At 38.2% G+C, this 15531-nt stretch carries 13 protein-coding genes; all 13 read left to right on the top strand.

Annotated elements, in window-relative coordinates; translation table 11 throughout:
- The first annotated feature begins 5 nt into the window (after positions 1 to 5).
- The 13 genes from HZB59_03050 (at position 6) to HZB59_02990 (ending at position 15516) form a co-directional block, all read left to right on the top strand.
- Positions 6 to 881 (top strand): DUF58 domain-containing protein, encoded by an 876-nt coding sequence (locus tag HZB59_03050; protein MBI5020391.1) that lies wholly within the window; start codon positions 6 to 8, stop codon positions 879 to 881.
- Positions 875 to 1864, top strand: a complete 990-nt coding sequence (locus HZB59_03045) for a hypothetical protein (GenBank protein ID MBI5020390.1) — start codon at positions 875 to 877, stop codon at positions 1862 to 1864. The genes HZB59_03050 and HZB59_03045 overlap by 7 nt, the downstream gene beginning before the upstream one ends.
- Positions 1861 to 2844: a VWA domain-containing protein gene (locus HZB59_03040; protein MBI5020389.1), complete on the top strand. Its 984-nt coding sequence runs from the start codon at positions 1861 to 1863 to the stop codon at positions 2842 to 2844. The genes HZB59_03045 and HZB59_03040 overlap by 4 nt, the downstream gene beginning before the upstream one ends.
- Positions 2841 to 3878, top strand: coding sequence for a VWA domain-containing protein (locus tag HZB59_03035; protein ID MBI5020388.1), 1038 nt, complete (start codon positions 2841 to 2843; stop codon positions 3876 to 3878). The genes HZB59_03040 and HZB59_03035 overlap by 4 nt, the downstream gene beginning before the upstream one ends.
- Positions 3875 to 4582 (top strand): tetratricopeptide repeat protein, encoded by a 708-nt coding sequence (locus HZB59_03030; GenBank protein MBI5020387.1) that lies wholly within the window; start codon positions 3875 to 3877, stop codon positions 4580 to 4582. The genes HZB59_03035 and HZB59_03030 overlap by 4 nt, the downstream gene beginning before the upstream one ends.
- Before the next feature lie 58 nt (positions 4583 to 4640).
- Positions 4641 to 6485, top strand: coding sequence for a protein BatD (locus HZB59_03025; protein ID MBI5020386.1), 1845 nt, complete (start codon positions 4641 to 4643; stop codon positions 6483 to 6485).
- On the top strand, positions 6482 to 7234 hold the full coding sequence (locus HZB59_03020) for a tetratricopeptide repeat protein (protein ID MBI5020385.1): 753 nt from the start codon (positions 6482 to 6484) through the stop codon (positions 7232 to 7234). Before HZB59_03025 ends, HZB59_03020 begins: the two co-directional genes overlap by 4 nt.
- 195 nt (positions 7235 to 7429) lie before the next feature.
- On the top strand, positions 7430 to 8440 hold the full coding sequence (rfbB, locus tag HZB59_03015; protein ID MBI5020384.1) for a dTDP-glucose 4,6-dehydratase: 1011 nt from the start codon (positions 7430 to 7432) through the stop codon (positions 8438 to 8440).
- Positions 8427 to 10091, top strand: a complete 1665-nt coding sequence (locus HZB59_03010; GenBank protein MBI5020383.1) for an SLBB domain-containing protein — start codon at positions 8427 to 8429, stop codon at positions 10089 to 10091. Before rfbB ends, HZB59_03010 begins: the two co-directional genes overlap by 14 nt.
- A gap of 67 nt (positions 10092 to 10158) precedes the next feature.
- On the top strand, positions 10159 to 11286 hold the full coding sequence (locus tag HZB59_03005; protein ID MBI5020382.1) for a hypothetical protein: 1128 nt from the start codon (positions 10159 to 10161) through the stop codon (positions 11284 to 11286).
- 21 nt (positions 11287 to 11307) lie between these two features.
- Positions 11308 to 12840, top strand: coding sequence for a flippase (locus HZB59_03000; protein MBI5020381.1), 1533 nt, complete (start codon positions 11308 to 11310; stop codon positions 12838 to 12840).
- Between the two features lie 7 nt (positions 12841 to 12847).
- The gene (locus tag HZB59_02995; GenBank protein ID MBI5020380.1) at positions 12848 to 14197 is read left to right on the top strand and encodes an oligosaccharide repeat unit polymerase; all 1350 of its coding nucleotides are present in this window, start codon (positions 12848 to 12850) and stop codon (positions 14195 to 14197) included.
- A complete protein-coding gene (locus HZB59_02990; protein MBI5020379.1) occupies positions 14191 to 15516 on the top strand; it encodes an oligosaccharide repeat unit polymerase in 1326 nt (441 codons plus the stop codon). Before HZB59_02995 ends, HZB59_02990 begins: the two co-directional genes overlap by 7 nt.
- Positions 15517 to 15531 lie beyond the last annotated feature (15 nt).

Below are 15531 nucleotides of genomic sequence, written 5' to 3'. Positions count from 1 at the left end.
TCTTCATGGAAACATCAGAGTTAATAAAAAAAGTCCGAAAGATTGAAATCCGAACGAAAGGTTTGGTTAACCAAATCTTTTCAGGTGAATACCATAGCGTGTTCAAAGGGAAAGGTATGTCGTTCAGCGAGGTTCGGGAATATCAGTTCGGGGACGATATCCGCTCAATCGACTGGAACGTATCAGCTCGATTCAATCATCCTTATGTGAAGATATACGAAGAAGAGCGCGAGCTTACAGTGATGCTGGTTGTAGATGTAAGTGGTTCGGGTGAATTCGGTACGGTTCATCAAATGAAAAAAGATATTGCCGCCGAGCTTTGCGCTGTGCTCGCGTTTTCCGCGCTTCAGAACAACGATAAGGTGGGAGTTATTTTCTTCAGCGATGTAATTGAAAAATTCATTCCACCGAAAAAAGGAAGAACTCATGTGCTTCGCATCGTTCGTGAGCTTCTCGATTTTCAACCTTCTCATCGTGGCACAAAAATATCAGAAGGATTACGTTACTTGACAAGCGCGATTAAAAAAAGAAGCATTGCCTTTTTAATTTCCGATTTTCTCGATGAAGGATATGATGACGCGCTTAAAATTGCCGCGCGAAAGCATGATCTCATCGGTGTCAGGTTGTTCGATCCGCGGGAATCAGGTATGGTGCCTGTTGGACTGATGCGAGTTGTTGATGCTGAGACAGGAGAATCAATTTGGGTAGATTCATCGGACAGGCGCGTTATTCAGCGATACGGAAAATGGTGGAGTGATCGACAGGAAGAACGGACTAAACTATTCCGCCGCAGCGGAGTGGACGGTATCGATATACGTATCGATCAATCGTATATCAATCCGCTTATGAATTTCTTCAGAGCGAGGGAGAAAAGATGGTGAATTTTAGATTTGGGATTGCGGATTTGGGATTGCGGATTTTGTTGATTCTTGGATTGTTATTTTTATTAAATCAGTTCTCTTTTTCTCAGGATGTAAAAGCGATTGCCAAAGTCGATTCCAATCATATCATGATAGGCGATTGGTTCAAGCTTCATCTTGAAATCGAACATCCGAATAATATCAATGTTGCTATTCCGTCCTTTCCCGATTCGCTTGAAGGATTTGAAATCATCAAGCGGGAAGAACCTTCTATAAAGCGAATCGATCAACGAACTTTGAGAGTTCAAGATTTCATCGTTACATCATTCGATTCGGGCATGCATATAATTCCCGCAATCGCTGTTAATTATACACGCACCGGTGATACCACAAAATATTTTATTGAAACCTCACCAATAATAATGAATGTTGGAACCGTTGCAGTTGATACTTCACAAGACATAAAAGACGTTAAACCACCTCTTTCGGTTCCAATTACATTTGCAGATGTTCTGCCGTATTTGCTTGTGCTTATTGGAGTAACGGGAATTGTGTGGCTTGCGCGATATATTATCAGAAAGCGCAAACGAGGTGAACCGTTAATTCCCGAAGCACCATCAAGACCCGCAAACGAATTAGCCATTGAAGCTCTTCGCTCTCTCGAATCTGAAAAACTTTGGCAACGTGGGAAATTAAAAGAGTTTCATTCCCAACTTACCGACATCGTTCGTTTATACATCGAAAGGCGATTTAAAATACTCGCGATGGAATCGACGACTGATGAAATTCTGAATGCTTTTGGAAAAGAGACTATCAAGAATAATTCCAAAGAGGAATTGAAAGAAATACTATTACGGGCCGATCTTGTCAAGTTCGCGAAGTTTCAACCGGTGGCAGAAGAGAACGAGAAAAGTTTAGCGCTTGGATTTAATTTTGTCGAAGAAACATGGCGAGAAAGAATTGAAACTCCAAAAGAGATACCGGTGGAAGAGGTAGCAGCATGACTTTCGCCAATCCTGAATATTTCTTTTTGCTTCTCTTCTTGCCGCTTATGATTCACTGGTACTGGAAGAAACAAAAACAGCAAATAGTGGAATTGCAGGTATCCACAATAAAAGTATTTCAATCTGTCCCACGAAGCTGGAGGCAAAGGTTCAGGCACACATTATTTTTGCTAAGAATTTTGGCTGTTATATTTTTAATCATATCGCTTGCGAGACCTCAATCGACATCAAAGGGTGAAAACGTCTCGACTGAAGGAATAGACATCGTATTGGTCAACGATATATCTGGAAGCATGCTCGCGGAAGATTTCAGACCGAATCGGATAGAGGCGGCAAAGAAAACGGCTATCGATTTTATAGATGGACGATTGACAGACAGAATCGGATTGGTTGTTTTTTCGGGTGAAAGTTTTACTCAGTGTCCGCTCACGCTCGATCATGCGGTATTGAAAAATGTTTTATCGGAAATTAAAAGCGGAATGATCGAAGATGGCACTGCAATCGGAATGGGATTAGCCACGGCTGTAAGCCGGTTAAAAGATAGTAAAGCGAAAAGCAAGGTAATTGTTCTTCTGACCGACGGAATAAATAACAGAGGTTTTATCGATCCGATGACAGCCGCGGGAATCGCGCAAGAATTTGGTATCCGTGTCTATACGATAGGAGTCGGGACAATAGGCATGGCGCCATATCCCGTGCAAACACCATTCGGAACGCAATATCAAAACGTCCCTGTCGAGATTGATGAAAAATTACTACAGCAGATTGCAGATCAAACCGGTGGAAAGTATTACCGCGCTACAGATAATAAAAAATTAAAAGCCATCTACGATGAGATTGATCGGCTTGAAAAAACAAAGATAGAGGTAACCCAATTCCGTCGCCACAAAGAAGAATATTACACCACCGCAATTTTTGCCGGATTATTTTTGGTTTTAGAATTAATTTTCGCTCAAACATTATTCAGGAAGATACCTTGATCAGATTCGCACATCCGGCATATCTTTACGCACTCGCACTTTTACCGGTGCTCGTAATTTTGTTCTACTGGTCGTTGAGAATGCGGAAGAAAAATTTAGATCGATTCGGCAATCCCTCATTGCTGGATAATTTAATGCCGATGTTGAGCAGGTACAAAAAATCTATAAAATTCTTCACAAGTTTTACCGCATTCGCATTTATAATTCTTGGCATCGCTAATCCTCAAATCGGAACTAAGATGGAAGAAGTTAAACGCGAAGGTGTAGATATTATGATCGCGTTAGATGTCTCGAACAGCATGAAGGCGGAAGACATCAAACCGAACCGGCTTGAAAGTGCCAAGCAGGAAATATCTCACATGATAGATAAATTCCAGAATGATCGTCTCGGATTAATCGTATTCGCGGGCGATAGTTATCTGCAGTTGCCGCTCACTACAGATTACTCTGCCGCCCGTCTTATACTCAGCACTATCGATACAGATGTTGTTCCGATTCCCGGAACCGCTATCGGATCTGCGGTTAAACTCGCGATGAAATCATTTGCCTCGGGCGAAAAGAAACATAAAGTAATTATCATCATCTCGGACGGAGAGAATCACGAGGACGATGCAATTACAACCGCTAAAGATGCGGTTGAGGATGGAGCTGTCGTTCATACTGTCGGTATGGGTTCACCCGACGGTGTTCCGATACCGGTTTATCAAAATGGAATTCAATCGGGTTTCAGAAAAGATCAGGATGGAAACACGGTTGTGACCAAACTTGATGAACAAGCTTTAAAGCAAATTGCAGAATCAGGCGGGGGAATGTATATCAGAGCAACAAATCAGCAAGATGAGCTTGATACGATTTTTAAAAACATACAATCTATGGAGAAGAAAGAATTCGGAGCGAAAATATTTACCGAGTATGAAGACAGGTTTCAATATTCTCTTGCAATCGGACTTTTATTATTATTGATCGAATATTTTATTTCGGAACGGAAAAACCGCTGGTTATCAAAATGGAATTTCTTCAAAGAACGAAAATGAAAATATTTATTACATTACTTATATCGCTTTTATCGATGAGCCGGTTGAATGCCCAATCGGAACGTTCATTGATTCGCGAAGGAAACCAGTTATATAAAAAGGATAAATATTCTGATGCGGAAGTGAGCTACCGGAAGGCACTCGAGAAAAATAAAGAACTGAAGCAGGGAGCGTTCAACCTTGGAGATGCGCTCTACAAGCAAGAGAGGTACGGTGAAGCCGCGGAACAATATAGGATAGCCGCTCAAAATCAAAAAGATGAAGAGACAAAATCTCAGGCACTCCACAATCTTGGAAATGCGCTCGTAAAAGAACAAAAATTTCCTGAGGGAATCGCCGCTTATAAGGAAGCTTTGAAGGTGAACCCTAAAGATGCAGATACAAAGTATAACCTTGAATACGCGAAAAGGATGCTTCAAAAACAGCAGCAGCAACAACAACAAAAGCAAGATCAGAAACAAGATCAGAAGAAAGACCAAAAACAAGATAAAAAAGATCAGCAAAAACAGGATCAGCAAAAACAAGACGAGCAGCAGCAAAAGGATAAACAAGAGCAACAGAAACAAGCTCAACAGAAAAAACAGCAGATATCAAAGCAGGACGCAGAAAGAATTCTTGAAGCGTTGAAAAATCAGGAAAAAGATGTTCAAAAGAAATTGAAGAAACAAACACCCGCAAGAATCCGTGTGGAAAAAGACTGGTAATACGGGATATGAGATATTAGTTATGAGTTTTGGGCAAAGAATCAATAACAACTGACAAATGACAGTCAATAAGTATATACAAAAATTTGGAAAAATTTTAGGACTCTATTTTACGCTTGCTCTGACCGCCGTTGCTCAAGACGCGTCGTTCACTGCGTCCGTGGATAGAAATAAAATAGCTATGGGGGAGCAGATTGAAATTACATTCACTCTGAACGGATCGAGCGGCGGAAGTAATTTTCGTCCGCCGTCATTCACCGATTTCCAAACACTTTCGGGTCCCAATCAATCCACCAATATGCAATTCATTAACGGTGCAATGTCTGCTTCGGTCTCTTACAGTTATATCGTTCAGCCAAGGAGTGAAGGTAAATTTGTTGTAGGTCCCGCGTTCATCAATTACAATGGTAAACAACTTCAAACACAACCGATCACGATTGAAGTGACTAAAGGCGCACCCCAAACCAAAACACAACCGCAATCCAAACAATCACAGCAAGATACTGATATCAGTAAACAGATTGGTGATAATCTATTTTTAAAAGTATCTATAGATAAATCGCGTGTCTTTCAGGGAGAACAAATTACCGCGACATATAAAATTTACACCCGCGTCAATATTGCAAATTATAATCTTTCAAAGATGCCGTCTCTTACCGGATTTTGGAGTGAAGAACTCGATGTCCCTAAGCAGGTCCAACTTTCTACGGAAGTTTTTAACGGCAAGCAATATAGAGTGGGAATTTTAAAAAAAGTTGCTCTATTCCCCCAAAAGAGCGGTACCCTTACAATCGACCCGATGGAGATCGAATGTGTAGTGCAAGTGCAGGGGAGACGCCGTTCTAACGATTTGTTCGATCAGTTTTTCAATGATCCTTTCTTTGGTGGAGTTTCTAATGTAAATCATAAAGTGAGAAACCAACCGGTCGCTATCACAGTTCTGCCGCTGCCCAGCGATAATGTACCCGCAGGATTTTCTGGCGGAGTGGGTAAATTCAGTATGGAGACATGGCTCGATAAATCTCAAACTAAAACGAATGAACCTGTCACGCTTAAAGTGAAAATATCCGGAAGAGGGAACCTCAAACTTCTCGATGCGCCGATGGTGAATGTTTCAACGGATATCGAAAAGTACGATCCGAAAAATTCCGATAATATCACCAAACAAGGCGATCAAATCACCGGAAGCCGCACATTTGAGTTTTTGTTAATACCAAGACATCCCGGAGAACATAAGATTCCATCTTTCCCATATACATATTTCGATATTGAAAAGAAAAATTATATTACGCTGAAAAGTCCTGAATTTACAATCGCGGTCGAAAAAGGAAGTGACATCCAATCGACTTATGCCGCTGGAGTGAGCAAAGAAGACGTAAAGCTCCTCGGAGAAGATATCAGATTTATCAAAAGCGGTAATATTACTATACATCGAAAAGGAGAGACGTTCACAGGGAGTGCACTCTTTTTTATTTTGGTAATAAGTCCAATTTTCGGCTTCATAGGTTTTCTTATCTTCTTAAAACGGCGTGAGAAAATAACAGGTAATATTGTTCTTGTGAGAAATAGAAAAGCACAAAAGATCGCACGCAAACGGCTTACCGATGCTAAAAAATTTCTTGATGGGAAAAAGAAAGAAGAATTTTATACGGAGATATCACGCGCGCTATGGGGGTATATCGCTGATAAATTAGGAATATCTCCTTCCGATTTATCTATCGACCTTGTGCGTTCGTCGCTCGAGAATAAAAAAATAAACGTTGAATTGATAGCAAAGCTTTCTTCAACAATCGAAATGTGCGAATTTGCACGCTTCGCTCCCTCTGCCGACGCTGTTCAAATGGATCAGGTTTACAAAGAAACCGTCGAATTGATTTCAACTATTGAGGAGCAATTGCGATGAGAAAATTATTAATCGTATTATTATCTCTAATATCTTGTTATGCACTTGCTCAGGAAGCGTCGCATCAATTCGATCAGGCAAACCAACTTTATCGCAGCGGTGAGTACGAAAAAGCATCACAGTTATATCAGCAGGTTGTTAAGAATGGGTTCGAAAGCGCGGAGTTGTATTACAACCTCGGCAACTCCTATTTTAAAATGGGAAATATCCCAGCTTCCATTCTGAATTATGAACGTGCAAAAAAAATATCACCCGACGACGAAGATATAAATTACAATCTGCGTCTTGTAAATCTTCGTGTTGTCGATAAGATAGAGCCGATTCCACGATTATTTTTTCTGAATTGGTACTCCTCGTTCATCAATTTATATTCATCCGGAAGTTGGTCAACAATCGGAATAACCTTTTTGTGGCTATCTGCTATTACCGGAATAATGATTTTTGTCGTAAGAGGGATAACCATTCAACGATTATTGTTTTTGTCCGTACTTGTGTTTATTGCTTTTACAGTTTTGGCTTTTATAGGCGCGTTTAAACAAATTGGAAGTGAAAACAGTAATGGAACCGGAATTGTATTCACTAAAACCGTTTCAGTGAAAAGCGCGCCCGACTCTCAAAGCACCGATCTTTTCGTATTGCACGAAGGTGTTAAAGTTGAGTTTCTAGATGCCATTGGCGAATGGCGTAAAATCCGTCTTGCCGATGGGAAGATTGGATGGCTGCCGGCCGGTGATGTTCAAATTATTTAATACACTTGAAATCTCTATAGATAATCAAAGGAATTCATTTCTTACTACTTGCTACAAGCGAATAATACTATAAACTTTCATTCAGAAGAGCGATTTTTCGCCATTTCTGAATCATTTTATTGTTTTTAACTCATCATTTTCGTACTTTAATTCGTCTATTTTATATATTCAATCAGGACTCAAAGCAGTAAATCTATGACGATATTAGTTACAGGCGGTTGCGGATTCATAGGCAGCAATTTTGTTAAGTACATACTTGATACTTATCCGGAAGATATTGTAATTAATTTCGATAAACTGACCTATGCCGGTAATCTGGAAAATTTGACTGATATCGAAAAGAATCCCAAATATCATTTCGTAAAAGGTGATATCTGCAGCCGAATTGAAGTTGAAAACTGTATCAAGAAATTTAATATCGATGTTATCATAAACCTCGCCGCTGAATCGCATGTCGATCGCAGTATATTGGGACCTGCCGTTTTCATAGAAACGAATATCACCGGAACAGGTGTTTTGTTACAGATTGCAAAAGAGATCGGTATTAAAAAGTTCGTGCAGATTTCAACCGATGAGGTTTACGGATCACTGGGGAATGAAGGGAAATTCACGGAAACAACGCCGCTTCATCCTAACAGTCCTTATTCCGCATCAAAAACTTCCGCCGATCTGTTAGCGCTTGCTTACGAACATACATTCGGATTGCCTGTTGTCATAACCCGCTGTTCCAATAATTACGGACCTTATCAGTTTCCCGAAAAACTTTTACCATTGATGATTGCCAACGCGCTCGATAATAAACCATTGCCTGTTTACGGCGACGGGATGAATATACGAGATTGGCTTTATGTTAAAGATCATTGCATCGCGATTGATGTAGTGCTTCGCAAAGGGAAAGTCGGAGAGATCTATAATATCGGAGGAAATAATGAGTGGGCGAATATCAACATAGTGAAATTACTATTGAAAATTCTTAATAAACCGGAATCGCTGATTAAATATGTGAAAGACCGTCCGGGCCATGATCGGCGGTATGCGATTGATGCGTCGAAGATCGAAACGGAACTCGGATGGAAGCCAAGCGTCACATTTGAAATCGGTTTGGAAAAAACCGTAAACTGGTATCTTAACAACGAGCAATGGTGGCGCCGGATAATCAGCGGCGAGTATCAACAATATTATCAGAAATTGTATGGAAATAGATAAGGGTGTTATGTATTTTAAATATATGATTAAGATAGTTGTACTCTTGGTTTTATTGATGTCCCTGTCAACCTCTCAGGACAAGCAAAAGATTGATGATTTCGGGTTACAGCTTCAGGATAAAACATCGCCAACCATTGTGCAACCGATGGGAATAGCTCTTGAATCGACGATCGATCCTGAAAAATATTTTGTCGGTCCATCAGATGTTATCGCCGTGAATATCTGGATGAGTCCACCGTTCAATTTTTCATTGACTGTTACTCCGGAGGGTACGTTGATTATTCCGACGGTTGGTGAAGTTAAAGTCTCCGATATTACGCTCGCTGAAGTTAAAGAAAAAGTTTATCAGGAAACGAGAAAAAAATATTTATCTGCCGATATAACCGTTACACTTCTCAAACCGCGTCCGATTATTGTAACTGTGACAGGTAACGTGCTGAACGAGGGATTATACACACTGGTTGCTATAGATCGAGCCACACGTGCCATCGAAGAAGCTAATAAACCGACTCGATCGCAAAATCAGGACCAGGCCAATGCTGTTGTGCAGGGAATGTCTACAAGAAATATTATACTGAGACATCGGAACGGAACGATTGATCATGTTGATATCACAAAATTCCTTGCGACAAAAGAAGATCGCTGGAATCCGTTTTTACGTGAAGGTGATGTTATCGTTGTTCCGAGAAAAAATCCGGTGAAAAATGTTTTCGGTATCTACGGCGAAGTCAACTCTCCCGGAAGATATGAATTTGTTGAAGGAGACAGTTTGCTCGACGCCTTCAAAATCGGAATGGGTTGTACTCATCTAGCAATGCGAGACAGCGTTGAGTTTACACGTCTTTCGTTGGATGGAACAATTTTAACGAGCAAGGTAATTAATGTTGATCCAATTATAAACGGCGCTCAACCTAATTTCCCATTAGAACCGGGAGACCGAATTGTTGTAAAAGCCCGTAAAGAATTGCGTGAAGATTATCGTGTTGTTGTTCTGGGTGAGGTAATGTATCCCGGCACTTACCCAATTACAAAAAACAAAACAAAAATATCTGAAGTTGTACAGCAAGCAGGGGGTTTTACTGAATTTGCATCATTGAACTCTGCCACGCTCAACCGAAGGTCCATTCAACCCCGTGAAGTTCAAACCGAACGTCTTTTAAGCGCGCGGGGAGGAGTTTCTACCGAAGACAGTTTGGATTATTATTTAGAAACAGAGCTCCGTCTTCAAAAAGAAATTGTAAGTATTGATTTTGAAAAATTATTTTTGAGCGGCGATAGTTCTCAAGACGTGATTTTGCAGGATGAGGATTATATCCTAGTTCCATCTGTAAAAAAGACGATATATGTTTTCGGGCAGGTTGTTTTGCCGGGGCACATTGCCTATATCGATGGGATGAATGTTAATTATTATATATCCAAAGCCGGCGGGTACACAGACAGAGCCCGTAAAAGCGATGTCCAAATTATCAAAAGCAAAACTAAACAATGGCTCGATCCCGATGAAACCACGATTGAAGAAGGTGATTACATCTGGATACCGAAGGACCCGGACCGTCCGTTCTCATATTACATGACAATCGCGAGTCAGGCAGCAAGTGTGCTGAGTGTGGTTGTGGGAATTATGGTGATAGTCGTACAAGTGACTAAATAAATCATAATGATTTTGATAAAAAGATATTGAAAAATTAATTTTAATTTAAGCAAAGAAAGACAGTTAAATGATATACATAGATATCCTAGTAAAATGGCGGAAATTTATAATTGCCAATACTTTAGTGATTGCTGTCTTTTCAATTATTCTTAGTTTGATGCTTCCCAAATGGTACAAAGGGACAGCAACTATAATGTCACCTAAAGAGCAGGGGATACTAAATCTGTTTGCCGGTGGAAGCAGTGTTCTTCGTGGATTATCTGCATTACCTAAAATAGGAGGGTTTGGTCAAAACCCAGGCGCATATAATTATTTCGCGATATTAAAAAGTCGCACTATCATGGAAGATGTTATAAGGAAATTCAATTTATTTGAAGTGTATAATATCTCCGATTCTTCTATGGAGGATTGTGTGAAATCTCTTCGGGAAAATGTTGCATTCGAGTACCAAGACGATGACTATATCACGATAGATGTTTATGATAAAGATCCGATTCGCGCATCTGCAATGGCAAATTATTTTATCGCTGTTTTGAACGAGACGAGCATACGGTTAGCAACCCGAGAAGCCCACAGCAATAGAGAATTTATTGAACGTCGTTTAAATGATGCTAGAGAAAATTTAAAAAAAGCTGAAGAAACATTGGTAAAGCAACAAGAACAAAAAGGTATAATAATTTCTCCCGAGCAAACGGGTGCAATTTCTGCTATTGCTGAATTATATTCAATGAAAGCAAAAAAAGAAATTGAGATTGCAATCATCCAGCGTAACCTTGGAAAAGACAATGAAATCCTTAATCAAAAATTAATTGAATTAGGCGAGATGGAAAAAAAATTATCCACATTTCCTCAAATTGGTCTCGAATCTTACCGTTTGTATCGTGATGTTGCAATAGGGCAAAAAATATTAGAAGTGTTGATACCATTATATGAACAATCCAAAATAGATGAGCAAAAAGATGTACCGGTATTACTTGTCTTGGATAAAGCGGTTCCCCCTACTCGTAAAGCGAAACCTCAAAGATCGTTAATAGTTTTTTCCACTACCATGATTACATTATTTCTTTCAATTCTGTTATCATTTTGGATGCACGCAATATTTCTTAAGAATAAAATAGAAAATCTTACGGAAAATCGGCTCAAGGGATTTGTCAATAGGATCATAGCTCTTTATAAAATAAAGATCAGCTTATAAAGGTATTATTTTTGGTCGATTGTGAAAAATTTGGAGAATAATCAACCATTAACTTTCTTAGTGGTTAAGAACACTTTTTATAATCTTATCACACAACTAATCTTGATGGCTGTTGTAATATGGAGTTTACCAAATATTCTCCATGGTTTGTCGAAAGAGGGTTTCGGACTTCTATCATTAATTTGGGCGGTTATCGGTTATTTCAGTTTATTTGATTTTGGGCTTAGCAGGGCTAATACAAAGTTTCTTGCGGAAGCAGTAGCATTAGATGATAAATTAAATATTAGAAAATTAGTTTGGACTTCTCTTTTTATAACATCAATAATCGGAATAGTTTTTGGTATTATGTTAATATCCCTAACTCCGATTTTTGTAAGGGATATATTCAAAGTTGACGAATCACTGATGAACATTGCCATATCGTCTATGATCGCTTCTGCGATAGGACTTCCCTTTATGCTTTTGTTTGGAAGTATTAAAGGGTTTCAAATGGCTCTTCAGCGTTTCGATTTAGTAAATATTTTTCAAAGTATTTTAGGTGTTGGCCAATGGCTAGGAGCAGTGCTTCTAATTACATTTGGATTTGGGATAAAAGAAATTATTTACTTGACAATTGGTATTCGAATTTTAATGACAATTATTGCATTTGCTGGTTTATCCAGGTTGATCCCCCATATTTATGATAGTATAAATATTTGGGATAAAGATACTATTAAAAGTATTTTAAAATTTGGAAGCTGGTTAACAATATCTCAAATTATAAGTCCATTGTTTTTATATTTAGATCGCTTCTTGATTGGAATATTGTTGTCTTTGAGTGCTGTCGCCGTATACACTCTGCCACAAGAAGCTATCAGCCGCTTCTTAATTATTCCATTGAGTCTTACGACTACATTGTTCCCCGCGCTTAGCGGTCAGTCGGTATTGAATGCCGGTGGAAACAAAGTAATGGATATTTATGATAAATCAATAAAATATTTGTTTATATTTCTATTACCTATCATTATTTTCTTGATTGTTAATACTCAAGAGATTATTAATATCTGGATAGGAAACGGTTATGCTTCGGAAAGCATAATTATTTTCCAAATTCTCTTGATTGGTTTTTTCTTTAATTCTCTCGCCCAAATACCGGCAACCACATTACATGCATTGAATCGCCCTGATTTAACTGCAAAATTTCATTTAATTGAGTTGCCAATATTGATTATACTAAATCTCGTTTTGATTCCTATATTTGGTATTATGGGGGCAGCAATTGCCTGGACAGTTCGTGTTGTTATAGATGCGGTTCTTCTCTTTGCAGGCGTGAATCGTATATCAGTTAAATCATTTGAATTCAAAAGTTTATTTATCAATTATGGAAGGTATCCTTTCCATCTGATCGTTGCATTTCTGTCATTGATAATCTTTTTTATCTCTTCCAACAATCTAGTAAATGCTATAATTTCTGTCGCGTTCTTATTGCTATATTTCTTAACAGTATGGTATTATTTTCTAAATTCTCAGGAGAAAGAAAATTTGGTGTTAATACGATCGAAATTATTCAGATAATTTATAGATGATAATTATACTTATTATAATTGCAACAGTCGGATCTATTATTCTGTCTCGGACGATATTCGGGGTGTGGTTTACCCATGTTAGTCTTTATGCGGCGACCTGGGGCGTATCCCTGCTGCTCTTTGAATTAAATTTGATCAATTACTATAAAATTGAGATTGAAACATGGATTATTATTTTTTGCGGATGGTGTGCTTTTATCCTTGGTGCAATTACTGTTTATTTTGCTTATAAAAATATTCCCTTGCAAAAAAATAATTTGTCATGTTCAATATCCATAGAGAAATCTGATAAAATTACTGATGAACTGAGGCTTTTAAAAAAAATATTGTGGATTTTGAATGTTATAACATTTTTAACGACAATATACCAATGGAATGTCCTCATTAACAAATTCGGTAGTTTGTCCAATGTGATTATCTATGGTAATTTTTTATATTCATATCGAGTGTCGGAAGGATTACCAGGCGGCATTCCTTATGTCAGTTCGCTTGCGTTAACAAGTATATTACTGGCGGGTGTATACACTTCAAAGGTTGGCAGATTGAAAATTGTTGCAGTCATTCCTTTCGTAATTATTATAATCTTAGAAATTGCAAGTATGGGAAGAGCCAAATTGATAATGGCTGGCGTCTTATTTTTTAGCGGCTTTTATTTTATGGGTAAAGAACATCGGCAGAAGTATCGGAAATCAATTTCCAATATTTTTAAAAAGATCGCGATATTTATAGTTGCAATTGCATTTCTTATCATAGGCGCAGAATTCGTGAGGAGCACTCGTGGAGTTAACGAAAAATTTCATGGTGCAAGTCAAACATTAGAAAAATTAGGTGGTATGAGTTTTATTACGCCTTCGATTTATCTTTATCTAACTGTTCATCATGGTGTGTTTAACCAATATCTAAAGCATGATGGTGAAAATAATTTTTGGGGAAGCAATACTTTTGCCCCCCTGTTTAGAATAATGGCAAAACTCGGATTTAATACACACGTTGAGACCTATCAGATTAAATATCCAACACCTGTATCAGCTAACACTGGTACATATTTGAGGGAATTTCATGCTGATTTTGGTCTCATAGGTGTTTTTATATGTCCATATTTATTAGGAATTTTCTCGTCGTTTTTCTGGTATCGAATGAAAAGAAGTGGTAGGTATACGGATATGGCAGTCTTTTCTTATTTATTGGTTGTGATTGCAATGAGTCTTTTTTATATAGCAACACGAAGCGGTGATTTATTAGTTTGTTTAATTGGGTCGCTTGGATTCGGTTATCTTATCGATCGAAAACTCTGTCATGAAAAGATGACAAAAAACCTTCATAAATCTCCTTGCCCGGTATGTTAATTCTGGTATTACTTTTCTTTGGAGGAATATTCTGCCTGTTTGGTCGTTGGATTTATGGTTGTTGGTTTAATCATGTAACTATCTATACTGGAATTTGGGGTTTTTCGCTAGTATTTTTTGAATTGCGCTTGATCGATTATTATCCCATAGAAAACGAGACATGGATTGTTATAATAGTCGGTTGGCTAACTTTTGTGCTTGGAGCCACCACAAATTCTATGACTAAATTGCATTATGCTCAGGTTAAATCTGCGGTATTGTTTAACAATTCTGATATACAGTATAGATCGTGTACTGATGAAAATATTCTGCTAAAAAAGATGTTATGGGTAATAAACATTATTTCATTATTAGCCGCATTACATGGATTGTACTTAGTATTAAAGATATTTGGGAATCTGACTAATTTATTGGCGTTTGGGAGTTTGTTATATTCCTATAGAGTTTCTGAGGGACTACCGGGAAGTATTCCGTATATGAGTTCGTTAGCGCTGAGTGCAACTCTTTTAGCCGGTGTTGTTACTAGAAAAGAAGGTCGATTAAAATTTGTAGCGGTTTTACCATTAATTATTGTTCTCATCACTGAAGTTACAAATATGGGTCGAGCTAATCTAGTTATTGCCGGATTGCTTTTTAGTTGTGGATATTTTTTTACAAAGAAAGAAAAGTTACATACTAAATTCAAAGATGGTATATTCACATTTAAAAGATGGATAACATTATTCATAATATTTTTTATTATAATTGCTGGAGCTGAAATGATAAGAAGTGCGAGGGGGGCAATCGAAACATTTAGGGGCTCTAGCAGCACGCTTCTTAAAATGCGAAAATCAAGTTTCATTACACCCTCAATTTATTTATACTTTACTGCTAATTTTGGTGTTCTCAATCAATACCTAAAGGGGGACGGTGAATTTTCAATTCCGGGTGGTCATACTTTTGCACCACTTTATCGTTTTCTTAATAAATTAGGTTTAGACACTCAAGTTGAAACATATCAGGTTCGGTATAATACTCCCACTGGGGCGAATACTGGGACATATCTTCGCGAATTACATGCTGATTTTGGACTCATCGGCATTTTGCTGGGCCCTTATTTAATCGGATTTGTAACATCAATATTCTGGTATAGGTACATGCAAAATAACAATTATGTTGATCTTGCTTTTTTATCGTATTTTTTCGTCGTGATTGGGATGAGCATTTTTGTAATGGCAACCCGTAGTGGTGTGTTATTGGTGTATCTTTTTGGAGCAACGGGAATAGGTTATATACTTGATAAGTTCAAGAGAATAAACCGTTATTCCATCAGTGGTTAACCCTCAAAACAAGTC

This window comes from Ignavibacteriales bacterium (genome assembly GCA_016214905.1).
Taxonomy (GTDB): domain Bacteria; phylum Bacteroidota; class Ignavibacteria; order UBA10030; family SZUA-254; genus PNNN01.
Note: the sequence above shows the minus strand (reverse complement) of the source record. Positions and strands in the feature narration are given on the sequence as shown.